The sequence below is a fragment of the Escherichia sp. E3659 genome (assembly GCF_005781135.1).
GTDB lineage: Bacteria > Pseudomonadota > Gammaproteobacteria > Enterobacterales > Enterobacteriaceae > Escherichia.
The window spans coordinates 394085-417672 of the sequence record NZ_VATQ01000002.1; the positions used below are offsets into that span (position 1 = coordinate 394085).

At 49.0% G+C, this 23588-nt stretch carries 29 protein-coding genes and 1 pseudogene; 24 read left to right on the plus strand and 6 right to left on the minus strand.

Annotation, left to right across the window (positions count from 1 at the left end; translation table 11 throughout):
- Positions 1-42: 42 nt before the first annotated feature.
- From FEK47_RS02675 to FEK47_RS02685, 3 genes are all read left to right on the plus strand, one after another.
- A complete protein-coding gene (locus FEK47_RS02675) occupies positions 43-522 on the plus strand; it encodes a GNAT family N-acetyltransferase (protein WP_130223609.1) in 480 nt (159 codons plus the stop codon).
- A gap of 775 nt (positions 523-1297) precedes the next feature.
- Positions 1298-2176 (plus strand): DUF2971 domain-containing protein, encoded by an 879-nt coding sequence (locus FEK47_RS02680; protein WP_138183090.1) that lies wholly within the window; start codon positions 1298-1300, stop codon positions 2174-2176.
- A gap of 543 nt (positions 2177-2719) precedes the next feature.
- Positions 2720-3133 carry a hypothetical protein gene (locus tag FEK47_RS02685; protein WP_001550856.1) on the plus strand — a complete coding sequence of 138 codons (414 nt, stop codon included), beginning with the start codon at positions 2720-2722 and terminating at the stop codon, positions 3131-3133.
- Between the two features lie 250 nt (positions 3134-3383).
- Here the strand turns inward: FEK47_RS02685 and FEK47_RS02690 are convergent, their stop codons facing one another.
- Entirely contained in the window at positions 3384-4085 is a 702-nt protein-coding gene (locus tag FEK47_RS02690; RefSeq protein WP_135487636.1) for a hypothetical protein, read from the minus strand.
- 214 nt (positions 4086-4299) lie between these two features.
- Between FEK47_RS02690 and FEK47_RS25300 the strand changes: the two are divergent.
- The 5 genes and pseudogenes from FEK47_RS25300 to FEK47_RS02715 all read left to right on the plus strand — a co-directional run.
- A pseudogene (locus FEK47_RS25300) lies at positions 4300-4437 on the plus strand (DNA repair protein); the annotation flags it as partial.
- A 32-nt stretch (positions 4438-4469) separates the two neighbouring features.
- A complete protein-coding gene (locus tag FEK47_RS02700; RefSeq protein WP_016248830.1) occupies positions 4470-4784 on the plus strand; it encodes a hypothetical protein in 315 nt (104 codons plus the stop codon).
- A 64-nt stretch (positions 4785-4848) separates the two neighbouring features.
- Positions 4849-5193, plus strand: a complete 345-nt coding sequence (locus FEK47_RS02705; RefSeq protein WP_135487635.1) for a hypothetical protein — start codon at positions 4849-4851, stop codon at positions 5191-5193.
- A gap of 73 nt (positions 5194-5266) precedes the next feature.
- Positions 5267-5512, plus strand: coding sequence for an excisionase family protein (xisR, locus tag FEK47_RS02710; protein ID WP_135487634.1), 246 nt, complete (start codon positions 5267-5269; stop codon positions 5510-5512).
- Between the two features lie 45 nt (positions 5513-5557).
- The gene (locus tag FEK47_RS02715) at positions 5558-6862 is read left to right on the plus strand and encodes a site-specific integrase (protein ID WP_135487633.1); all 1305 of its coding nucleotides are present in this window, start codon (positions 5558-5560) and stop codon (positions 6860-6862) included.
- Between the two features lie 17 nt (positions 6863-6879).
- On the opposite strand, the gene fliE is transcribed toward FEK47_RS02715, so the two are convergent.
- A complete protein-coding gene (gene fliE / locus FEK47_RS02720; RefSeq protein WP_135487632.1) occupies positions 6880-7194 on the minus strand; it encodes a flagellar hook-basal body complex protein FliE in 315 nt (104 codons plus the stop codon).
- Positions 7195-7408: 214 nt separating this feature from the next.
- On the opposite strand from fliE, the gene fliF reads away from it, so the two are divergent.
- From fliF to rcsA, 14 genes are all read left to right on the plus strand, one after another.
- Complete coding sequence (fliF, locus tag FEK47_RS02725) at positions 7409-9067, plus strand: flagellar basal-body MS-ring/collar protein FliF (protein WP_138183091.1); 1659 nt, start codon at positions 7409-7411, stop codon at positions 9065-9067.
- A complete protein-coding gene (gene fliG, locus FEK47_RS02730; RefSeq protein WP_032184453.1) occupies positions 9060-10055 on the plus strand; it encodes a flagellar motor switch protein FliG in 996 nt (331 codons plus the stop codon). The genes fliF and fliG overlap by 8 nt, the downstream gene beginning before the upstream one ends.
- A complete protein-coding gene (fliH, locus tag FEK47_RS02735) occupies positions 10048-10734 on the plus strand; it encodes a flagellar assembly protein FliH (RefSeq protein ID WP_130216477.1) in 687 nt (228 codons plus the stop codon). Before fliG ends, fliH begins: the two co-directional genes overlap by 8 nt.
- Positions 10734-12104, plus strand: a complete 1371-nt coding sequence (gene fliI / locus FEK47_RS02740; protein ID WP_021550941.1) for a flagellar protein export ATPase FliI — start codon at positions 10734-10736, stop codon at positions 12102-12104. The genes fliH and fliI overlap by 1 nt, the downstream gene beginning before the upstream one ends.
- Before the next feature lie 21 nt (positions 12105-12125).
- Positions 12126-12569 carry a flagellar export protein FliJ gene (fliJ, locus tag FEK47_RS02745; RefSeq protein ID WP_130208591.1) on the plus strand — a complete coding sequence of 148 codons (444 nt, stop codon included), beginning with the start codon at positions 12126-12128 and terminating at the stop codon, positions 12567-12569.
- A complete protein-coding gene (locus FEK47_RS02750) occupies positions 12566-13693 on the plus strand; it encodes a flagellar hook-length control protein FliK (RefSeq protein ID WP_135487630.1) in 1128 nt (375 codons plus the stop codon). Before fliJ ends, FEK47_RS02750 begins: the two co-directional genes overlap by 4 nt.
- A 104-nt stretch (positions 13694-13797) precedes the next feature.
- Positions 13798-14262, plus strand: coding sequence for a flagellar basal body-associated protein FliL (gene fliL, locus FEK47_RS02755; protein WP_130223621.1), 465 nt, complete (start codon positions 13798-13800; stop codon positions 14260-14262).
- 4 nt (positions 14263-14266) lie between these two features.
- A complete protein-coding gene (fliM, locus tag FEK47_RS02760; RefSeq protein ID WP_130216469.1) occupies positions 14267-15271 on the plus strand; it encodes a flagellar motor switch protein FliM in 1005 nt (334 codons plus the stop codon).
- Entirely contained in the window at positions 15268-15681 is a 414-nt protein-coding gene (gene fliN, locus FEK47_RS02765; RefSeq protein ID WP_130208597.1) for a flagellar motor switch protein FliN, read from the plus strand. Before fliM ends, fliN begins: the two co-directional genes overlap by 4 nt.
- A 2-nt stretch (positions 15682-15683) precedes the next feature.
- Positions 15684-16049 carry a flagellar biosynthetic protein FliO gene (gene fliO / locus FEK47_RS02770; protein ID WP_135487651.1) on the plus strand — a complete coding sequence of 122 codons (366 nt, stop codon included), beginning with the start codon at positions 15684-15686 and terminating at the stop codon, positions 16047-16049.
- Positions 16049-16786 carry a flagellar type III secretion system pore protein FliP gene (fliP, locus tag FEK47_RS02775; RefSeq protein ID WP_130223627.1) on the plus strand — a complete coding sequence of 246 codons (738 nt, stop codon included), beginning with the start codon at positions 16049-16051 and terminating at the stop codon, positions 16784-16786. The genes fliO and fliP overlap by 1 nt, the downstream gene beginning before the upstream one ends.
- A 9-nt stretch (positions 16787-16795) precedes the next feature.
- Positions 16796-17065 carry a flagellar biosynthesis protein FliQ gene (fliQ, locus tag FEK47_RS02780; RefSeq protein WP_000187358.1) on the plus strand — a complete coding sequence of 90 codons (270 nt, stop codon included), beginning with the start codon at positions 16796-16798 and terminating at the stop codon, positions 17063-17065.
- 8 nt (positions 17066-17073) lie between these two features.
- On the plus strand, positions 17074-17859 hold the full coding sequence (gene fliR, locus FEK47_RS02785; RefSeq protein WP_135487629.1) for a flagellar biosynthetic protein FliR: 786 nt from the start codon (positions 17074-17076) through the stop codon (positions 17857-17859).
- Between the two features lie 289 nt (positions 17860-18148).
- Positions 18149-18772 (plus strand): transcriptional regulator RcsA, encoded by a 624-nt coding sequence (gene rcsA, locus FEK47_RS02790; protein ID WP_130216461.1) that lies wholly within the window; start codon positions 18149-18151, stop codon positions 18770-18772.
- Between the two features lie 43 nt (positions 18773-18815).
- Here the strand turns inward: rcsA and dsrB are convergent, their stop codons facing one another.
- On the minus strand, positions 18816-19004 hold the full coding sequence (gene dsrB / locus FEK47_RS02795) for a protein DsrB (RefSeq protein ID WP_000867217.1): 189 nt from the start codon (positions 19002-19004) through the stop codon (positions 18816-18818).
- 163 nt (positions 19005-19167) lie between these two features.
- Here dsrB and yodD point away from each other — a divergent pair, with 163 nt between their 5' ends.
- Together yodD and FEK47_RS02805 are read left to right on the plus strand one after the other, a co-directional pair.
- Positions 19168-19395, plus strand: coding sequence for a peroxide/acid resistance protein YodD (gene yodD, locus FEK47_RS02800; protein ID WP_000844800.1), 228 nt, complete (start codon positions 19168-19170; stop codon positions 19393-19395).
- Positions 19396-19692: 297 nt separating this feature from the next.
- A complete protein-coding gene (locus tag FEK47_RS02805; protein ID WP_135487628.1) occupies positions 19693-20508 on the plus strand; it encodes a mannosyl-3-phosphoglycerate phosphatase-related protein in 816 nt (271 codons plus the stop codon).
- On the opposite strand, the gene dgcQ is transcribed toward FEK47_RS02805, so the two are convergent.
- The 3 genes from dgcQ to FEK47_RS02820 form a co-directional block, all read right to left on the minus strand.
- On the minus strand, positions 20505-22199 hold the full coding sequence (dgcQ, locus tag FEK47_RS02810; RefSeq protein WP_135405103.1) for a cellulose biosynthesis regulator diguanylate cyclase DgcQ: 1695 nt from the start codon (positions 22197-22199) through the stop codon (positions 20505-20507). The genes FEK47_RS02805 and dgcQ overlap by 4 nt on opposite strands.
- 182 nt (positions 22200-22381) lie before the next feature.
- Entirely contained in the window at positions 22382-22564 is a 183-nt protein-coding gene (locus FEK47_RS02815) for a DUF2158 domain-containing protein (protein ID WP_130216455.1), read from the minus strand.
- A 78-nt stretch (positions 22565-22642) separates the two neighbouring features.
- A complete protein-coding gene (locus tag FEK47_RS02820; RefSeq protein ID WP_135487627.1) occupies positions 22643-23560 on the minus strand; it encodes a DUF808 domain-containing protein in 918 nt (305 codons plus the stop codon).
- Positions 23561-23588 lie beyond the last annotated feature (28 nt).

Here is a 23588-nt window from a genome sequence, read left to right on the forward strand (position 1 = left end):
TCTGTTGGTATGTTGTAATTAGACAACCAACAAGAAACAATCATGTTCACTGTCAAAACAGATGATCTCTCCCATCCTGCAGTACAAGAATTAGTGAATTACCATATTTCCGGTATGCAGGAACAATCTCCACCAGAAAGCATCCATGCTTTGGACGTACAAAAACTACGTGATCCGGCAGTGACATTCTGGTCAGCATGGGAAGGAGATCGACTCGCCGGAATTGGCGCGCTGAAGTTACTGGATGATGAACATGGCGAGTTGAAATCAATGCGTACTGCGCCAGACTTTTTACGTCGTGGCGTTGCAAATCTGATTCTACGGCATATTTTGCGGGTTGCACATGACAGACGCCTTCATCGCCTGAGTTTAGAAACAGGAACACATGCTGGGTTTACGGCCTGCCATCAACTTTATCTCAAACATGGCTTCACTGCCTGCGAGCCCTTCGCTGATTATAAACCGGATCCAAATAGCCGTTTTATGACCTTGAACTTATGTGAAAATCATCAATTGTCATGACTGGTAAACCCACCAACTGCAGCAGGGAATGCTGATTATGCGTTTGCATTCACTAACCGCCGCCCCAGGTTTCGTAGGCCATTTTTTGTTTTATCGCCTCAGTTACAAAACCTACACCTGCATGGACATCATATGACCATGTATTTTTCATAAATGACAAAGATCGCCCAAGAGCACACCAGATAACAGGCGGTTAGAGTTGACTGAAACATCAAACATCGTAGTTCTCCGTAGATCTAACGGTGTGATTTGCCCCATATATGCCCCACCACTCAGCATCGAAGAACACAAAGCCTTGCAATCCAGTGCAAAGCTTTGTGTGTCCCCACTACGGCCCGCATAACCAGTAAGAAGATAGCAGTGATGTCAAACGACGCAGCAGTCTTCTTTTCTTTCACACTTTCCCCCACCCAGCATACATACCTTTCTGCCACAGCTGAAATGAATGTCTATTATGAGCAAGGAGAGGAAATTCGTAATTGTCATCATCCATGGCGATTTGCTGGTACTATCTGTGTTAAGTAATAGGAAAACAAGTAACTGGAGAAAGATTTGATTTACACACTATTATAGCAGTTAATAGTTTAAGCTATTGACACTTTAACTATTTTGCATAAAGTTAAACATAACAACCCCATAAATTGATAATGCAAGAGAGTACTGAACTAAGTATTTTAGCTCTACCATATTGCCCAGACAGTATAATATATGATACATTAAAAAATTAGACTTAATTTACTTAAACATCCTAATCACACTAAGAATGAAGAAATAAATGCTGTTTAAATATTGTCCTATTAATGAGTATTCAATTAAATCTCTAGTGGAAAACAAACTATATCTTAATCATCTCAACATGATGAATGACAGTGCTGAAGGTTTTTGTAAGATAATAAGTGGTTTCCCAGATTATAATGAAAAAACTGAGAGATATGATTTGATAATAAAAACATGGTGTGGAGAGTCTGGCTGGCTACCTTCTGAATATGAATATAACGAATATATCGATTCAATGAGAGAACTGGAACCAAATGTCCCGCAATTGCTGGACTCTGCAAGGATATCATGCTTTACGAATACGGCGTTAAACCCTACAATGTGGGCTCATTATGCTAACAACAGAACAGGTATATGTATAGAATTCGATCAAGACAAAATAAGAGAACTAGAGGATTTCTATATCTTTGACGTCAAATATAAAGATCGCCCTCCGACTATTGATACTGCAGTACTAACATTAATAGCTGATCAGGTGAACTATAATCATGATGCAATTTATGATGATTATCAAGAAAAGTTCAAACATCTTTATGAACAAGCATTTGACGAGGGAAGAAATTTGCTTTTGGAAATTTACAATGGAATATTGGCAACTAAATCTCAAGAATGGTCTTATGAACAAGAAAAACGGCTAATATATATTTTATCCTTCTCACAAGAAGACAAATTGGCAAAAAATTATAAAACTGGCATAAACATATCACTCCCTGAAGGATGCATTAAAAGTGTTATCCTAGGTGAGAAGACAAGTGAGCATGATAAAAAACTTATAGTTTCAGCAATAAAAAAACATTCTAAACACATTAAGTTGAAGAGAGCTACAATAACACAAGGAGAATATTTATTATCTATTCGTGATGAAGTTTTTAGCTGATGGCATTATAATCGAACAGATATTTTCTCCTAAGCGTTGCATTTATCCCACGGTAACATATTCATACTCAAATATCCTGCGACATGGAAGATTTGAGTATGGTTGTTCTTCATGAGCGAAAAGCAGATGTTCGCGCTAAGGTATAATCAATTGGTTGTTAAATAGTTTAAACACAAGCAATGACTAATAAAACAATGCCACAAACCTTATTATTTCTAAACTAGCATTTAGCTTTCAGACAATTTATTGATTGTTAATACATATTTTTAATATTTAATTATCATTTATTCACCCCCCTCATGCTTATCAAATACTTCACAACAACGGAATTTTAATCCACATTTGTTATCTGTCTCTATCAGATTCATCCATACCCCCCTCCATTATTATTTAATTTCCAGATAAAAATCTTCATCCTGTTATACATATAAAAAAGGTGCAATATTTAAAAAATGATAACAAATTATTGATTTTGCTCACATAAATTTTATTGACAAGATGATAAGCTAATATCTATACATTGTATTTTCTCAAGAGGAATTTATGGCTGACATTGTCACTGGTTTGACCGCACTCAAAACCGCCTTTGATTTAGCAAAAGATATAAAAAATGCCACTGGCGCATACAATGATGCAGAAATGAGGCTTAAGTTTAGTGAGCTTTATAGCGCGCTATCTGAAGCCAAAATAGAACTGGCTGATACACAGCTAGAAATGTATGAACTAAAGCTGAAGATCGAAGAGTTGCAAGCTAAGCTTGATGCATCGGACGAGCTTGAATATAGGGAAAACGTATACTGGAGGGCCTCACCTATCAATGGCAAACCAAACGGTCCTTTTTGCCCAAGATGTTATGAAAGTTCAGAGAAGAAGCTATCTTCAATGAGTCAAGTAACGGGGCATGCAACTATTGCTGGAAAATACAAATGTAATACTTGTAACGCCTACGTTAGATAAAAAGCCGTTATGGGGCTGGGACGGAGGCTCAAATCCTCTCGTGCAAAAATTCACTATGCCACTACAGATGCGCAAGGGGCAATATCAGCATCCTCAGGGTGATGGATTGTCACCCACGGAACAATTTTATCTGCTGACTTTCCACCGTTAACGCGACACAACCTTTGTTCCTGAGCTTCGCGTTGCAGAGCCGGTAATCTCCGTCTCTTTAAATTAAAAAGACGGAGACTATTAAAAACTCATTAAAACATCAGGAAACAACAGATTCCCCGTAAAACGCTACAGCCTGCACAGGCTGGGAGTCCATATCATCCCGGATATCTCTGGAGTATGGGAGGGAGTTGACTGTCGATATAAATATCCTGTCATTTTCTAAAGTAAAAATTTCCGATTCGAGACTACCAATATCACCACGTACAGGATTAGTCCACCCACTAAACAGTAAAAATCCCCATTCCTGAAAAAGCCCGGAATTCACTTCACGTTTTACATCATGAAACATTTCTCCCGTCAGTTCATCGAAAGGGACATTATTGATATCGCGTCGTGCCGGGACAGTCCCTTTTTTATCTTCAATCCAAAACCATGCATCGTCAAATCTTTTCCACGTTACGGTACAAGGTTTAAAGAAGCGATGAGGTTTAATTAAATAAGATGACACAAATTTCCCTGTGGCTTTATCCTTCGCAAAAATAACAAATGTTTTACCAATGCAACTTTCATCAATATCTTTTGAAAATGACACCACGCCGTCCTGATTTACAGTCAGCAAATTGTCTCCCGCATTGGTGACAACACTCCAGTCCAACGTATTATTACTGACAACATCATTGTCAACCACCATCTGAAATGTCGCCCCTGGAAATAATGTTTTCGGGAATGAACCATTAGCCATGTCTTTTTTTATATCGAAAACATGGTGGCTCACCAGAACACCGGTAATTTTTGGCATAAAAAACTCCTTATTTGTTTAATTGAAATGCGGCCAGTAAATTCAACCGCCAGAGAGATATTATTACTTTTACAAGAATAAATGTTGTTATTTGTTTATTATAAAACAATCATCACCCAGAAAAGAAAAAGATGCAGTTCGTTAACAAAAACCTTTGTGGCATATTAAGGTTGTGTCGCGTTAACGGTGGAAAGTCAGCAGATAAAATTGTTCCGTGGGTGACAGCCATTACCGCGAAGGCATATTGCAAGGGGCGTTGCTTGTGGTCGATTCCTCACTCACTCCAGTTGATGGTTCGCTGCTTGTATGTGCTTATCGCATAAAGAGATATCGGAAGCATCCGCGCCGCCATGATTGTCTTTCTCCTGATGCAGGAAAAGCAGAATGGCTAAATCAGCAGCAGAGCGCAAAGCCGATCAGAGAGCCAAGCAAGCATCATCCGGTATGCGTAAGCTGGAGCTTGTACTTGATGCTCAGGAAATTGAAATGCTGGAGCGTAACTGTGCCACGCGTCGCTTCAGGCGTGCGCCTTACGAGTTTGGTGAGTACATCGCGTTACTGAGCCGCCAGGATGATGCACTTGTGCGCTGGCGTATAAAATCGATCAGCAGAAAACGTTGCGGTAAGTGCGGCGAGAGAGTTCCTGTTAATTCATGCCCGTGTAATGGTGACTCACAATGCTGGGTGACCAAAGGCTGATTCGAATTTAAGAACTGAAAGAACACCAAGCCGCCTGATGGCGGTTTTTTATTGGAGACAAGAAATGTCAGATTTGGCTATGAAGATTTTGAAATGGCAAACGACTGGCGATGTCGACATCAGTAGCGCAACTCTTGCCTCAATCGCATGTGGACTGAAAAAGAATATCTATGGTCATCACTTCGGCGCTCCACATGACGCAGCCGATTTCCGACGATGCGTTGCACTTGTTGAGCAGATTCCAGAAATCAGAGATTCATTCGACAAGGTTGCAAAGCGCGTTCCGGCATTCAAAGACATCCTCAACGAATGGGATTCCCTCGTTGCTCTGTTGAAGTCTGAAATGAAGATACACGGAAACAAAGCACCAGAGACTTACAGAAGAATTAGCGAACTACGCAAGGACTAACCATGGAATCACACAGCCTCAAACCCAATGAGGTCTGTTAATCCCCCCTTTCATTCCAGCACCGGAGAAAACAATGAGCGAAGTTAACTTAATTGTGCCCAATGACTGGGTGACAGAGCAAAAACTGATCGAAATTACAGGTTTACGCCCAGAAACCATTGAGAGAGCACGTAAACAATCCTGGCTTGTCGGTCGTGAATATCTCCATGTTGCACCGGACGGTATTCCAAAAGAAAACAGCGAATGCATGTATAACCGCAAGGCTATCGACCAGTGGGTTGAAAGTATGTCAAAAAAACAGCCTGGTGCGCGTCGATGAAGAACCGTTTATGCTTAATACGCTCTTGGGCGTCAGGAGGGAACAATGGCTAAGACAGCATACCCAACAGGCGTTGAGAACCATGGCGGATCACTCCGCATATGGTTTATGTATAAAGGCACACGAGTGCGGGAAAGTCTCGGTGTGCCGGATACACCAAAAAACAGGAAAATAGCTGGCGAGCTACGAGCGTCTGTTTGTTTTTCCATTAAGACGGGTAATTTCGACTATGCCGCTCAGTTTCCGGACTCTCCCAACCTGAGAAAATTTGGTGCGGAAAGTAAGGAAATTACCGTCGCAGACCTGGCTGAGAAATGGCTGGATCTGAAAAAGCTGGAAATCAGTACCAATGCGATGGGGCGTTACAGCTCCATTGTAAGAAATATGGTTCCCCGAATCGGAGGCAACAGACTTGCATCTGCTGTGACCCAGGAAGAACTGCTGTTCATACGAAAGGATTTGCTGACCGGATATCATGTTCTGAAACGTGGGCAAAAAACACCCATTAAGGGACGTTCCGTGCCAACAGTTAATAACTACATGAACACCATGGCGGGGATGTTTCAGTTCGCAGCCGACAGCGGATACATCAAAGAAAATCCGTTTGCAGCCATTTCGCAACTGAAGAGATCACGAACGGAACCAGATCCGTTAACCCGTGATGAGTTTGTCAGGTTGATTAACGCATTTAAGCATCAGCAATTAAAAAATATGTGGTCGCTGGCTGTGTATACGGGAGTTCGCCACGGGGAGTTGGTTTCTCTGGCATGGGAAGATATAGACCTGAAGGCAGGGACAATGACGATCAGAAGAAACCACACATTAACGAAAGAGTTCACTCTTCCTAAAACCGAAGCGGGAACAAACCGTGTTATCAACCTTATTCAACCAGCAATAGACGTGCTTAAGAATCAGGCTGAAATGACACGGCTTGGTAAGCAGTATCAGGTTGAAGTGAAACTTCGTGAGTATGGTCGAACTGAAATGCATCCGTGCACTTTTGTTTTCAATCCGCAAATCGTTACGCGTAATGGCCTTGCCGGGTACCATTATGCAGTTGGGTCGATTAATCAGTCATGGGAAACTGCAATGCGACGCGCCGGGATTCGCTACCGCAAAGCATACCAGTCCAGGCACACTTATGCATGTTGGTCTTTGACCGCTGGAGCTAACCCTAACTTCATCGCGAAGCAAATGGGACACTCTGATGCTCAGATGGTTTATCGCGTTTACGGATCGTGGATGGCAGAAAACAATCAGGATCAGGTATCCATTTTAAACCAGAAATTGAGTGAGTTTGCCCCATCCATGCCCCACGCTGTGGGATCGGATGTAATTAAACAAGTATAGTCAACAGGTTACAAAACCTACACCTGCATGGACATCATTTCCTGGTACGCCGCCACCAGCTTATTACGCACCTGAATCCCCATTTGCATCGAAACCGACGCTTTTTGCATATCGGTCATCACATCGTTTAGCGCCACGCCGGGTTCGCCGAGGGTGAATTTTTCTGCCTGGGTGCGGGCGGCGGTTTGCGTATCACTTATACGATCGAGCGCGGCGTGCAGCTGCCCGGCAAAACTGATGGTCGGTTGTGGTAGTGATTCCTGCGCACGGACACTCATCGCCGTAGCCTGTAACTGGCTGATAACCCCTTCAATCCCCTGTATGGCTGACATATTCATCTCCTGGATCATTTCTGGTAGCAGAGATTAACAGTAAGTCAATAAGATAAAGGCGTTAAATAACGATAAAAAACCGGGTTAATTGGCGCATAGAAAAAAATAAAACCACAAATAATGAGGCCGTCAATTTTTCGAGTTTGCTGACCCGGGAGTGCGTCTTGTTCCACTTTGCCAATAACGCCGTCTTTCATCTGCCGCGAGGTGCGCGATGAATACGACTGCAGCCCAGACAAAATCTCTTGAGTGGCTTAATCGCCTACGCGCGAATCCGAGAATCCCTTTGATTGTTGCTGGTTCCGCTGCTGTGGCAGTGATAGTCGCGTTAGTTCTATGGGCAAAAGCCCCTGATTACCGCACGTTATTCAGCAACCTTTCCGATCAGGATGGTGGCGCGATCGTCAGCCAACTGACGCAGATGAACATCCCCTACCGCTTTAGTGAAGCCAGTGGTGCAATTGAAGTTCCGGCGGATAAGGTTCACGAGTTGCGTCTGCGTCTGGCGCAGCAAGGCTTACCTAAAGGCGGAGCGGTCGGCTTTGAACTGCTCGATCAGGAAAAGTTTGGTATCAGCCAGTTCAGCGAACAGGTGAATTATCAGCGAGCACTGGAAGGCGAACTTTCTCGTACCATCGAAACTATCGGCCCGGTAAAAGGGGCGCGCGTGCATCTGGCGATGCCGAAACCGTCTTTATTTGTCCGTGAACAAAAATCCCCTTCCGCATCGGTGACTGTGAATTTGTTGCCAGGACGTGCGCTGGATGAAGGGCAAATTAGCGCCATTGTGCATCTGGTTTCAAGTGCAGTAGCTGGGCTGCCACCGGGTAACGTTACGCTGGTGGATCAAGGTGGGCATCTGTTAACCCAGTCCAATACCAGCGGGCGCGATCTCAATGATGTTCAGTTGAAATATACCAGCGATGTCGAAGGCCGCATTCAGCGTCGTATTGAAGCAATTCTGTCGCCTATTGTCGGCAACGGCAATATTCATGCGCAAGTCACAGCGCAGCTGGATTTCGCCAGTAAAGAGCAAACAGAAGAGCAGTATCGCCCTAATGGCAATGAGTCACAGGCAGCACTTCGTTCCCGTCAACTGAATGAAAGCGAGCAGAGCGGTTCCGGTTATCCGGGCGGCGTGCCGGGTGCATTGTCTAATCAGCCCGCGCCTGCAAATAACGCGCCGATCAGTACGCCTCCGGCAAATCAAAACAATCGCCAACAACAGACGAGCACCACCAGCAATAGTGGGCCGCGCAGCACACAGCGTAATGAAACCAGCAACTACGAAGTCGATCGCACCATTCGTCATACCAAAATGAACGTCGGCGACGTGCAACGTCTGTCTGTCGCGGTAGTGGTGAATTACAAAACGCTGCCGGATGGCAAACCGTTGCCACTGAGCGCCGAACAGATGAAACAAATTGATGATCTGACCCGCGAGGCAATGGGCTTTTCGGAAAAACGCGGTGATTCGCTCAATGTCGTCAACTCGCCGTTTACCAGTAGTGATGAAAGTGGCGGTGAGTTGCCGTTCTGGCAACAACAAGCGTTTATCGATCAGTTGCTGGCTGCCGGTCGCTGGTTGCTGGTACTGCTGGTGGCGTGGCTGCTGTGGCGTAAAGCGGTACGTCCGCAATTAATCCGCCGCGCTGAGGTGGTGAAAGCCGTTCAGCAACAGACACAAACTCGCCAGGAGACGGAAGATGCAGTGGAAGTACGCCTGAGCAAAGACGAACAACTGCAACAACGCCGCGCTAACCAGCGTCTGGGGGCTGAGGTAATGAGCCAGCGCATCCGCGACATGTCTGATAACGATCCGCGCGTAGTGGCGCTGGTCATTCGCCAGTGGATAAATAACGATCATGAGTAACCTGACAGGCACCGATAAAAGCGTCATTCTGCTGATGACCATTGGCGAAGACCGGGCGGCAGAGGTATTCAAGCACCTGTCCCAACGAGAAGTGCAGACCCTGAGCGCGGCAATGGCGAACGTCTCGCAGATCTCCAACAAACAATTAACTGAAGTACTGGCAGAGTTTGAACAAGAAGCCGAACAGTTTGCCGCACTGAATATTAACGCCAATGATTATCTGCGTTCAGTGCTGGTCAAAGCGCTGGGCGAAGAGCGTGCCGCCAGCCTGCTGGAAGATATTCTCGAAACCCGCGACACTGCCAGCGGTATAGAAACGCTCAACTTTATGGAGCCGCAGAGCGCCGCCGATCTGATTCGCGATGAACATCCGCAGATTATCGCCACCATTCTGGTGCATCTGAAACGCGCTCAAGCCGCCGATATTCTGGCGTTGTTCGATGAACGCCTGCGCCACGACGTGATGCTACGTATCGCTACCTTTGGCGGCGTACAACCTGCCGCACTGGCTGAACTGACAGAAGTGCTGAATGGCCTGCTCGATGGCCAGAATCTCAAACGCAGCAAAATGGGCGGCGTGAGAACAGCAGCGGAAATTATCAACCTGATGAAAACTCAGCAGGAAGAAGCGGTTATTACCGCCGTGCGTGAATTTGACGGTGAACTGGCGCAGAAAATCATCGACGAGATGTTCCTGTTCGAAAATCTGGTGGATGTCGACGATCGCAGCATCCAGCGTCTGTTGCAGGAAGTGGATTCCGAATCGTTACTGATCGCGCTGAAAGGGGCCGAGCAGCCGCTACGCGAAAAATTCCTGCGCAATATGTCGCAACGTGCCGCCGATATTCTGCGCGACGATCTCGCCAACCGTGGTCCGGTGCGTCTGTCGCAGGTGGAAAACGAACAGAAAGCGATTCTGCTGATTGTGCGCCGCCTTGCCGAAACCGGCGAGATGGTGATTGGCAGCGGCGAGGATACCTATGTCTGATAATCTGCCGTGGAAAACCTGGACACCGGACGATCTCGCGCCACCCCAGGCGGAGTTTGTGCCACTGATGGAGCCAGAAGAAACCGTCACTGAAGAGGCCGAACCCAGCCTTGAGCAACAACTGGCGCAACTGCAAATGCAGGCCCACGAGCAAGGTTATCAGGCGGGGATTGCCGAAGGTCGCCAGCAAGGTCACGAACAGGGCTATCAGGAAGGTCTGGCTCAGGGGCTGGAACAAGGACTGGCGCAAGCAAAATCCCAGCAAGCGCCGATTCATGCCCGGATGCAGCAACTGGTCAGCGAGTTTCAGACCACCCTTGACGCGCTGGATAGCGTGATTGCTTCACGCCTGATGCAGATGGCGCTGGAGGCAGCGCGTCAGGTGATCGGCCAGACGCCAACGGTGGACAACTCGGCACTGATCAAACAGATCCAACAGTTGTTACAGCAAGAACCGTTATTCAGTGGCAAACCGCAGCTACGCGTGCACCCGGATGATCTGCAACGTGTTGATGAGATGCTCGGCGCAACCTTAAGTTTGCATGGCTGGCGCTTGCGCGGCGACCCGACCCTCCATCCTGGCGGTTGTAAAGTCTCCGCTGATGAAGGCGATCTCGACGCCAGTGTCGCCACCCGCTGGCAAGAACTCTGCCGTCTGGCAGCGCCAGGAGTGGTGTAATGACCACGCGCCTGACACGTTGGCTAACCACGCTGGATAATTTTGAAGCCAAAATGGCTCAGTTGCCTGCGGTGCGTCGCTACGGGCGATTAACCCGCGCCACCGGGCTGGTGCTGGAAGCCACCGGATTGCAACTGCCGCTCGGCGCAACCTGTGTCATTGAACGTCAGAACGGCACTGAAACGCACGAAGTGGAAAGCGAAGTGGTTGGCTTTAACGGTCAACGGCTGTTTTTAATGCCGCTGGAGGAAGTGGAAGGCGTGCTGCCCGGCGCACGTGTTTACGCCAAAAATATCTCCGGCGATGGGCTGCAAAGCGGCAAGCAGCTTCCACTTGGTCCGGCGTTATTAGGTCGCGTTCTGGACGGCAGCGGTAAACCGCTCGATGGTCTGCCCTCCCCCGATACGACTGAAACTGGCGCCCTGATTACCCCGCCATTTAACCCGTTGCAACGTACACCGATTGAGCATGTGCTGGATACGGGCGTGCGCCCAATTAATGCCCTGCTTACCGTTGGGCGCGGGCAGCGTATGGGGCTGTTTGCCGGTTCCGGCGTCGGTAAAAGTGTGCTGCTGGGAATGATGGCGCGCTACACCCGTGCCGATGTGATCGTCGTTGGTTTGATTGGTGAACGTGGGCGAGAAGTAAAAGATTTTATTGAAAATATTCTCGGTGCCGAAGGGCGTGCGCGCTCCGTGGTGATTGCCGCTCCGGCGGATGTTTCTCCGCTCCTGCGAATGCAAGGTGCCGCCTATGCCACGCGCATTGCCGAAGATTTTCGCGATCGTGGTCAGCATGTGTTGCTGATTATGGACTCCCTCACCCGCTACGCGATGGCCCAGCGTGAGATTGCGCTGGCGATTGGCGAACCACCAGCCACCAAAGGTTATCCGCCGTCGGTATTCGCCAAATTACCGGCGCTGGTCGAACGTGCCGGAAACGGAATCAGTGGCGGCGGCTCGATTACCGCGTTTTATACCGTGCTCACCGAAGGCGATGACCAGCAGGATCCGATTGCCGACTCCGCGCGGGCGATCCTCGACGGTCATATCGTGCTGTCTCGCCGTCTGGCAGAAGCCGGACACTATCCGGCGATTGATATTGAAGCCTCAATCAGCCGTGCAATGACGGCGTTGATCAGCGAGCAGCATTACGCGCGGGTACGTACGTTCAAACAGCTGTTGTCGAGTTTTCAACGTAACCGCGATCTGGTCAGCGTCGGCGCGTATGCCAAAGGCAGCGATCCAATGCTCGATAAAGCTATCGCCTTGTGGCCGCAGCTGGAGGGCTATTTGCAACAAGGCATTTTTGAACGCGCGGACTGGGAAGACTCTCTCCAGGGGCTGGAACGTATTTTTCCGACGGTGTGATTACGCAGGAGATAGCAACAGATGGCAGAACATGGCGCCCTGGCGACCCTGAAAGATCTGGCAGAAAAAGAGGTGGATAATGCGGCCCGCCTGCTGGGTGAAATGCGTCGCGGATGTCAGCAAGCGGAAGAACAACTCAAAATGCTGATCGATTATCAAAACGAATATCGCAGCAACCTGAACAACGACATGAGTGCAGGAATGACCAGTAATCGCTGGATCAACTACCAGCAGTTCATTCAGACGCTGGAAAAGGCCATTACCCAGCACCGCCAGCAGCTTAATCAGTGGACGCAGAAAGTTGACATTGCTCTGAATAGCTGGCGAGAAAAGAAACAACGCTTGCAGGCCTGGCAGACCCTCCAGGAACGGCAATCCACGGCGGCCCTGTTAGCAGAAAACCGCCTCGATCAGAAAAAGATGGACGAGTTCGCCCAGCGCGCCGCCATGAGGAAAACTGAATGATTCGTTTAGCGCCCTTGATTACCGCTGACGTTGACACATCCACATTGCCCGGTGCTAGCGCCACTGACACGGCACAGGATTTTCTTGCGTTGTTGAGCGGGGCATTAGCAGGAGATGCAGCACCAGGCAAAGCTTCGCCATTGCTTCAGGTTGCAGTGGATACCCCACACGCGCAAGGTAAAGAACGCGCCAACGAAATCCTGGCCGGGGTACTGCCGTCTGATTTACACATCGCTATTGACGAAACGCTGGCTGAAATAACCGCAGCACTACCCGATACAACGCCGCTGACGACGGCTCTGGTTAATACGCTGGCAGCCATGCCAGAAAAGGAGACGGTCGCCGACGATAAAACGGATGACCTTAATGAAGATGCTGTCGCCAGCCTGAGCGCCCTTTTTGCTATGCTGCCCGGTTTTGACAATACCCCCAAAGTGACTGATGCGCCTGTAACAACGTTACCGACGCAGAAGCAAGCACTCTCAACAAAACTGACTACCGCGCAACTCGCAACAGCACAACCTGACGACGCCCCTGGCGCGCCAGATCAGCCATTAACACCGCTGGTCGCTGAAGCCCAGAGTAAAGCGGAGGTCATCAGCACGCCTTCACCTGTTACTACTGTCGCCAGTCCGCTAATTACTCCGCACCAGACGCAGGCGCTGCCCACCGTCGCAGCGCCTGTTTTGAGCGCACCTCTGGGTTCCCACGAATGGCAACAATCCTTAAGCCAGCATATTTCGCTGTTTACCCGCCAGGGGCAACAAAGTGCCGAACTGCGTTTGCATCCGCAAGATTTAGGCGAAGTGCAAATCTCCCTTAAGGTGGATGACAACCAGGCGCAAATTCAGATGGTTTCGCCGCATCAGCACGTGCGAGCCGCTCTGGAAGCGGCTTTGCCGGTACTGCGCACACAACTGGCAGAAAGCGGAATTCAGTTGGGGCAGAGCAATATCAGCGGAGAGAGTTTTAGCGGTCAGCAGCAGGCAGCTTCCGAGCAACAACAACGTCCACGCACATCAGGCCATGAAGGCCTGACAACCGAGGATGACGATGCATTGCCAGTTCCCACAACTCTCCAGAGAGTTTCATCGGGCAATAGCGGCGTCGATATTTTCGCCTAACGTCAGAGGTAGCACCTTAATCCGCGTCTTTTCCCCGCTTTGCCACACTTAAGACGCAGGATAATTAGCCGATAAGCAGTAGCGACACAGGAAGACCGCAACACATGACTGATTACGCGATAAGCAAGAAAAGCAGGCGATCGCTTTGGCTCCCGATCCTGGTATTCATCACTCTCGCGGCTTGTGCCAGCGCGGGTTACAGCTACTGGCATTCGCAACAAGTGACCGCTGGCGACAAAGCACAGCAACGCGTCGTACTCTCACCTGTCTTCTATGCGCTGGACACTTTTACGGTCAATCTTGGCGATGCAGATCGCGTGCTTTATATCGGTATAACGCTGCGGCTGAAAGATGAAGCCACCCGTTCGCGGTTGAGCGAGTACTTGCCGGAAGTCCGCAGTCGCTTGCTGTTACTGTTTTCGCGCCAGGATGCCGCCGTGCTGGCAACGGAAGAAGGCAAGCAAAAACTGATTGCCGCAATTAAAGCCACACTCTCCCCCCCGCTTGTTGCCGGGCAACCGAAACAGGATGTCACCGACGTGCTGTATACCGCTTTTATTCTGCGATAACGACATGGGCGATAGTATTCTTTCTCAAGCTGAAATTGATGCGCTGTTGAATGGTGACAGCGAGGTCAAAGACGAACCGACAACCAGTGTTAGCGGCGAAAGTGACATTCGTCCGTACGATCCCAACACGCAACGCCGGGTTGTTCGCGAACGGTTACAGGCGCTGGAAATCATCAATGAACGTTTTGCCCGCCATTTTCGTATGGGGCTGTTCAACCTGCTGCGCCGTAGCCCGGACATTACCGTCGGGGCCATCCGCATACAGCCGTACCATGAATTTGCCCGCAACCTGCCGGTGCCGACCAACCTGAACCTTATCCATCTGAAACCGCTGCGCGGAACAGGGCTGGTGGTATTTTCGCCGAGTCTGGTGTTTATCGCCGTGGATAACCTGTTTGGCGGCGATGGACGCTTCCCTACCAAAGTAGAAGGACGCGAGTTTACTCATACCGAACAGCGCGTCATCAATCGCATGTTGAAGCTGGCACTTGAAGGCTATAGCGACGCGTGGAAGGCGATTAATCCGCTGGAAGTCGAGTACGTGCGTTCCGAAATGCAGGTGAAATTTACCAATATCACCACCTCACCGAACGACATTGTAGTTAACACGCCGTTCCATGTGGAGATTGGCAACCTGACCGGCGAATTTAATATCTGCCTGCCATTCAGCATGATCGAGCCGCTGAGGGAATTGTTGGTTAACCCGCCGCTGGAAAACTCGCGTAATGAAGATCAGAACTGGCGCGATAACCTGGTGCGCCAGGTTCAGCATTCACAACTGGAGCTGGTCGCCAACTTTGCCGATATTTCGCTGCGCCTGTCGCAGATTTTAAAGCTGAAGCCCGGCGATGTCCTGCCGATTGAAAAACCCGATCGCATTATCGCCCATGTTGACGGCGTTCCGGTACTGACCAGCCAGTACGGCACCATCAACGGTCAGTATGCGTTACGGATAGAACATTTGATTAACCCGATTTTGAATTCTCTGAACGAGGAACAGCCCAAATGAGTGACTTGAATAATCCGGCCGATGACAACAACGGCGCAATGGACGATCTGTGGGCTGAAGCGTTAGGCGAACAAAAATCAACAAGCGGCAAAAGCGCGGCTGAAGCGGTGTTCCAGCAGCTTGGCGGCGGCGACGTCAGTGGAACATTGCAGGATATCGACCTGATTATGGATATTCCGGTCAAGCTGACCGTCGAACTGGGCCGCACACGAATGACCATCAAAGAGTTGTTGCGTCTGACGCAAGGGTCAGTCGTGGCGCTGGACGGTCTGGCGGGCGAACCACTGGATATTCTGATCAACGGTTATTTAATTGCTCAGGGCGAAGTTGTCGTAGTCGCTGATAAATATGGCGTGCGGATCACCGATATCATTACCCCGTCCGAGCGAATGCGCCGCCTGAGCCGTTAGTGATGAATAACCACGCTACTGTACAACCTTCCGCGCCGGTTTCTGCTGCTCCGCTCCTTCAGGTGAGCGGCGCGCTAATTGCCATTATTGTCCTGATCCTCGCTGCGGCCTGGCTGGTAAAAAGGCTGGGATTTGCTCCCAAACGTAATGGCACGAACGGGCTGAAAGTCAGCGCAAGTGCCTCGTTGGGGGCGCGTGAACGGGTCGTGGTGGTCGATGTGGAAGATGCACGACTGGTGCTCGGTGTTACTGCCGGGCAAATCAATCTGCTGCATAAACTTCCCCCTTCTGCGCCAACGGAAGATTTACCTCAAGCCGATTTTCAGTCGGTCATGAAAAATTTACTTAAGCGTGGCGGGAGAGCCTGATGCGTCGTCTCTTGTCTGCCGCACCGGCCCTTCTCTGGCTGTTTACTCCCCTCGCCTTTGCTCAACTGCCTGGCATCACCAGCCAGCCGCTGCCTGGCGGTGGACAAAGCTGGTCACTCCCGGTGCAGACGCTGGTGTTCATCACCTCGCTGACTTTTATTCCGGCAATTTTACTGATGATGACCAGCTTCACCCGCATCATCATTGTTTTTGGTTTATTGCGTAACGCACTGGGAACGCCCTCCGCGCCGCCCAACCAGGTATTGCTGGGGCTGGCGCTGTTTTTGACCTTTTTTATTATGTCTCCGGTAATCGACAAAATTTATGTCGATGCGTATCAGCCGTTCAGCGAAGAGAAAATATCAATGCAGGAGGCGCTGGAAAAAGGGGCGCAGCCACTGCGTGAGTTTATGCTGCGCCAGACCCGCGAGGCGGATTTAGGGTTGTTTGCCAGGCTGGCGAATACCGGCCCGTTGCAGGGACCTGAAGCAGTACCGATGCGCATTTTGCTCCCGGCCTACGTGACCAGCGAGTTGAAAACCGCCTTCCAGATAGGCTTCACGATTTTCATTCCGTTTTTGATTATCGACCTGGTTATTGCAAGCGTGTTGATGGCATTGGGGATGATGATGGTTCCCCCCGCGACCATTGCTCTGCCGTTTAAACTGATGCTGTTTGTACTGGTGGATGGCTGGCAATTGCTGGTCGGTTCACTGGCACAAAGCTTTTACAGCTAGAGAGGCCAAATGACACCCGAATCGGTCATGATGATGGGGACAGAAGCGATGAAAGTCGCGCTGGCACTGGCTGCCCCGCTGTTGCTGGTGGCGCTGGTCACTGGCCTTATCATCAGTATTTTGCAGGCCGCCACGCAGATTAACGAAATGACGCTGTCGTTTATTCCGAAAATCATCGCCGTATTTATCGCCATTATTATTGCCGGACCGTGGATGCTCAACCTGTTGCTGGATTACGTTCGTACCTTATTCACTAACCTGCCGTATATCATCGGGTAATCGATGTAATGTTGCAGGTAACAAGCGATCAATGGCTTTCCTGGTTAAGCCTGTATTTCTGGCCATTACTGCGCGTGCTGGCGCTGATCTCCACCGCGCCCATTTTGAGCGAACGCAGCGTACCAAAACGGGTAAAACTGGGCCTCGCAATGATGATTACGTTCGCCATTGCTCCGACAATACCCGCCAACGATGTTGCCGTTTTTTCGTTCTATGCCCTATGGCTGGCGGTGCAGCAAATCCTGATTGGCATTGCACTTGGCTTTACCATGCAATTTGCCTTTGCCGCTGTGCGAACCGCTGGCGAAATTATCGGTCTGCAAATGGGGCTGTCATTTGCGACGTTTGTCGATCCTGGCAGTCATCTCAATATGCCCGTCTTAGCGCGCATTATGGATATGCTGGCGTTACTGCTGTTCCTGACATTTAACGGTCATTTATGGTTGATTTCACTGCTGGTCGATACGTTTCACACTCTACCCATTGGTGGCGAACCGCTGAACAGCAATGCATTTCTGGCACTCACCAAAGCAGGGAGTTTGATTTTCCTTAACGGGCTGATGCTGGCGTTACCGCTGATTACCCTGTTGCTGACCCTGAATCTGGCATTAGGTTTATTGAATCGTATGGCCCCGCAATTATCAATTTTTGTTATTGGTTTTCCATTAACGTTGACTGTCGGCATCTCATTAATGGCGGCATTAATGCCGTTAATTGCTCCTTTTTGCGAACATTTATTTAGTGAAATTTTTAATTTGCTGGCGGATATTATCAGCGAATTGCCTGTAATATGATTCCCTAATGTTTCTCTTGTTATCCTAAGGATTATCTGAAAAATAATACCAGCGAACATCTTCCAGGATACTCCTGTGGCGAAATATTTGTTTTAACCTCACTCACATATCGCAACATTTACTTTACTTTAAGACAATTCCAGGCAAATTATACAACGCTTTACGGGATAGTAAGTCCGCCTGAAAAATCGCGAGAGTGGCGCATTAGGTGACCCATGTCGTTCCGTTTAGTCATGATGAAATATTCAGGTAAGGGGAATTATCGTTACGCATTGAGTGAGGGTATGCCATGTCAACGATTATTATGGATTTATGTAGTTACACCCGGCTGGGTTTGACCGGGTATCTGTTGAGTAGAGGGGTGAAAAAAAGAGAAATCAACGACATTGAAACCGTTGATGACCTTGCCATCGCTTGTGATTCACAGCACCCTTCAGTGGTGTTTATTAATGAGGACTGTTTTATCCACGATGCTTCTAACAGTCAACGTATCAAGTACATCATTAATCAACATCCCAATACGTTATTTATCGTTTTTATGGCAATTGCCAATGTTCATTTTGATGAATATCTATTGGTCAGAAAAAATTTATTGATCAGTTCCAAATCGATTAAACCGGAATCTCTTGATGATATCCTTGGCGATATTCTGAAAAAAGAGACAACGATGGCCAGCATTTTAAATATGCCAACGCTATCATTAAGCCGGACCGAATCGAGTATGTTGCGAATGTGGATGGCTGGCCAGGGAACGATTCAAATATCCGACCAAATGAATATTAAAGCCAAGACCGTTTCATCGCATAAAGGCAATATTAAACGTAAGATCAAAACGCATAATAAACAGGTTATCTACCATGTCGTCCGACTGACGGATAATGTGACAAATGGTATTTTTGTCAACATGCGCTAGGGCATACTGACTGGTGGTATTCCACCAGTCAGGCTGACAGAAATTACTCTGCTTTCTCCACAAAGATACCATCCTGATGCCCTGCTTCATTAAAGAACCAGATGCCGAGCGGGTAGTCTTCCAGCGAAACCAGGTACATTGTGCCTTCACTAAACTCCTCAACTGCCAGTACCACGCCAGGACGACGCGGACCGCCATCCGTTTTGACTGTTACCCGATCATTCACCTTCATCGTTTTCCTCCTGTGGCTTTGTGCCAGTTTAGAACAATTTCGTTTTTCTGACAGCGCCAGGCGCGTGCGAGTGCTGATTTTCTCAACGGTCTATACTTAAGAAATGCCTGGCTGACATGACGTGTCGGCAGCAACATATAAGCAACGGTTGCGAGGATAGATGATGAAAACCGCAAAAGAGTACAGCGATACTGCAAAACGTGAGGTCAGCGTCGATGTCGATGCCCTGCTGGCGGCGATCAATGAAATTAGCGAAAGCGAAGTTCATCGCAGCCAGAACGATTCAGAACACGTCAGCGTCGATGGCCGTGAATATCATACATGGCGTGAATTAGCCGATGCCTTTGAACTTGATATTCATGACTTTAGCGTCTCTGAAGTGAATCGCTAAATGCGTCATAAAAAAATCCCGGCCCTTGTTGGGGTCGGGATCAAACTTGCTTAAGCAAGAAGCACTTAAAAAATTCGTTACACCAGGAAATCTGATGCGTTCATCACCTTATCCGCAATTTTTTATGCTGACAAGAAAATATTCTTGATATGAATGATTAACGTCACTTATGAATGGAAGTGTGATCCACGTCACCCCTTGAAGGCTCTGGCGTTCACGTGATCGCTCCCGAAAAACGATTTTTTATTATTCGTGCTGTTTTAAGAAACATCCAGGCAAGGGGAGTACTGCGCGATCATGCTTTCAATTCATCAACCGCTGCTGATTTTTACCGATCTTGATGGCACCCTGTTGGACAGCCATAGCTATGACTGGCAACCTGCCGCCTCCTGGTTAATCCGCCTGCGGGAAGCGGATATCCCCGTGATCCTGTGTAGTAGTAAAACCTCGGCTGAGATGCTGTACCTGCAAAAGATGTTAGGTCTGCAAGGATTGTCACTCATTGCAGAGAACGGCGCGGTGATCCAACTGGATCAACACTGGCAGGATTTGGACGGCTTTCCACGCATCATCTCGGGGATTGCTCATAGTGAAATCAGCCTGGTATTAAATACGCTGCGTGAGAAAGAACACTTCAAATTCACCACCTTTGATGACGTGGATGATACAACCATCGCTGAATGGACTGGCTTAAGCCACAGCCAGGCAGCACTGACGCAGTTGCATGAGGCTTCTGTCACGCTTATCTGGCGCGACACTGACGAGCGGATGGCGCAATTTACCGCTCGCCTGAATGAACTGGGCTTGCAGTTTGTGCAAGGTGCGCGTTTCTGGCATGTGCTGGATGTCTCAGCCGGGAAAGATCAGGCAGCCAACTGGATCATTGCGGCATATCAGCAATCGAGTGGAAAACGTCCGACCACGCTTGGCTTAGGCGATGGCCCAAATGACGCACCATTACTGGAAGTGATGGATTATGTGGTGATCGTAAAAGGGCTAAACCGGGAAGGCGTGCATTTGCAAAATGAGGATCCGGCCCGTGTCTGGCGGACACAGCGAGAAGGACCGGAAGGCTGGCGCGAAGGGCTGGATCACTTTTTCACGGCCAGTTAAGGGCTATCGCTGGCGCAAACCTGATTGCGCCCCGCTTGTTTTGCAAGATACAACCGTCGGTCGGCCAGAGACTGTAATTGTTCAAAATCATAATCGCCAGTTTCCTCACTGCTACTCACCCCCAGCGAAGCACTGATGCGTAGGGTCGTGCTCTTGGCGATCAACATCTCTTTTTCATTCAGCTTCAGGCGAATACGTTCGGCCACTTCCGTTGCCTGCGCCAGGTTAGCGCCAGGCAGAATCACACAAAACTCCTCGCCGCCCACGCGGCCGGCAACGTCCTGTGAACGCAATGAATGACTGATTAATCCGGCAGCATGCGACAGCACACGATCGCCTGCCTGATGACCAAAGCGGTCATTAATCGCTTTAAAATGGTCAAGGTCGACCTGGATGACAGAAAACGGATGTTTGTGTATCTGACACAATTCAGCAAGCGGACGCGCTTTTTCGAACAATGCGCCACGGTTATACAAGCGCGTTAAGGTGTCATGCCACGCCTGCCACTGCAACGAGCTTTGCAGGACAAACATATTGCTGACCATCTGGCGAATCACATACCAGGAGATAAGTAACATCGTCGTAAAAAGCGCCCACAGAAGGGTTAACGCAATGCTGATGCTGCCGAAATCACCACGCACACCTTCACTGAGCGAATGAATGCGCACCAATGCGCCGTCAAAATGGTCCAGTCGCTCCCAGCTAACATAGCGACTGCTCATCCTGATGCCACCGCGCGTATCGTGTTCCATAGCCTGCGCCAGAGATGCCAGCTCTCGAGGATCAAAGAGATCCTCCGCCGAGTGTTCCGGGTTAGAGGAAGTTAATAATTTCAGTTTACTGTCGTAGAGTTGATATTCGCCATCCAGGTTTTTATCAATAGCGTTTTTTAGAAATTGCTGCATTGAGCGCACAGGGATACTCATCCCCAACACGCCATACCAGTAATTATTACTGTCGACCGGCACGCTTACGGTGACCTGCGGTTCAGTAACATTGTTATGGTCATGCTGAGAGGTAAACCAACGTACGCCACGTTGACGATTTTCTCGTTCTGATTGGCCGATAAACCAGGGTTGTGTGACAAATTCGTAGTAACGCGTAGGGATATTTCGGGTAAACAACGTCGGCTGCGTCGAAACGTAGAATCCGGCGCGCGAGACATACATCGCCTGTTCAACCATCGAAGAAGAGTTGTGCGCCAGTCGCAGTAAGTAGCCGACTTCCAGTGCGGCGGTAATTTCATTGTCGAGTAATTCATTTTCGCGAGAAAGCTGATTTCCCTCGCTCACTAACGCATCCGAGACACCGTTTACTGACAGAGTGCGTCGTCTGTTGAGTTCGATTTGCCAGGCGTGCTCGTCGCGATGTTGTTCAAACTCGATAACAGCGTTTCGCATAGAAGTGAAATCCAGCGGCGCAACAAGAGCTTCACGCATTCCATTACGCAAAAAAATCAGTTTATCGACGTTATATTGCAATTGCTTGTCGAGCGCGTTGGCAACGTTTTCCAGGTGATTACGCTGGCTGGAGATATAGGCGTCTTCCAGCACCACAACTTCACGCCAGGTGAGCAAAGTGGAGAAGATCAACACCACGATAAAGCACAGATTAACGACATGACCAGGCCCCAGGCGGCGCGCGAGTTTTTTTAGCCAGCTCTGGTTTTCCATTTTTGTCTCGTGCTGCACCCTGACGACTCCCAACCTGCTTTTTAATGATTCTGGCATAACCTGGCGATAGCGTACCGCCAAACAACGATAATTTTATAATGTAGGCATGATACGAGGCATCAGGCATTCGATACTGACACTGGCACAACTGCCGGATGCGGCGTGAACGCCACATCCGGCCTGGTGTTAATTGCACACTTTCAAACTTCTTCCGACGAACAACTCCTCTCCCCCGGAACAAGCTCGGTTTCATGAAAAGCTTCCCGCTTGACCCCATAACCGTCATACCACCGGCACTCAACCATACCGCTGGAATACCCGGTGACAATCATCCGCGGGCCGCCCTCTTTTACTGTGACTTCCTCACTAACCATAAAGCTCATACTCGCCTCCTTTTTTCGAGTGAAACTTGTTCACCTTAGTCGAGGATGGCGAATTTTGCATAACAGCCAATGTGAATTTTAATGTGCCTGGCCGCGCATTTTCGCTACCACTTTCACTCCCAGCACCACGATGCCACCGATGATAAATCCAAGAATCAGATTTAAAACAGTCGGTAATATCATCGCCACCAGCGCGTTCTGCTGTCCGGCAAAATGTTCAATGGCATGATGCAGCGGCGCAACGCCATGCACCACAATACCGCCACCAACCAGGAACATCGCCAGCGTGCCGACAACCGATAATGCTTTCATCAGCCAGGGCGCGATAATCAACAGCCCCTTACCCAACGCCTGCATCAACGTACTGGACTTTTCTGCCAGCCAGTAACCCAGGTCATCAATCTTAACGATAATCCCCACCAGGCCATACACGCCAATCGTTACCACCAGAGCTATCCCTGAGAGCACCAGCACCTGATTAATCAGCGGCGCTTCCGCCACAATGCCCAGCGTTATGGCGACAATTTCCGCAGACAAAATAAAATCGGTGCGAATGGCCCCTTTTATTTTGTCCTTTTCAAACTTGAGCGGGTCTTGCTCCGCCAGTTTTTCCAGACGCTGCTGACTCTGCGCCGGATCCTCTTTGTGTTTACGCGCCTCCAGCATATGTAGCACTTTCTCTACCCCTTCAAAGCAGAGAAACGCACCACCAATCATCAACAGTGGCGTAATTGCCCACGGGATAAATGCACTGATGATCAGCGCCAGCGGCACCAGAATCACTTTGTTGATTAGCGATCCCTTCGCCACGCCCCAGACCACAGGAAGTTCCCGGTTGGCACGCACACCTGAAACTTGTTGCGCATTAAGCGACAAGTCATCCCCTAATACACCGGCGGTTTTCTTCGCCGCCAGCTTGCCCATCACGGAGATATCGTCCAGCAAAGTGGCGATATCATCGAGCAACGTCAATAAACTACTCCCGGCCAAAAGCATTCCCTCTCATGTTTATCGTTGACGCGCT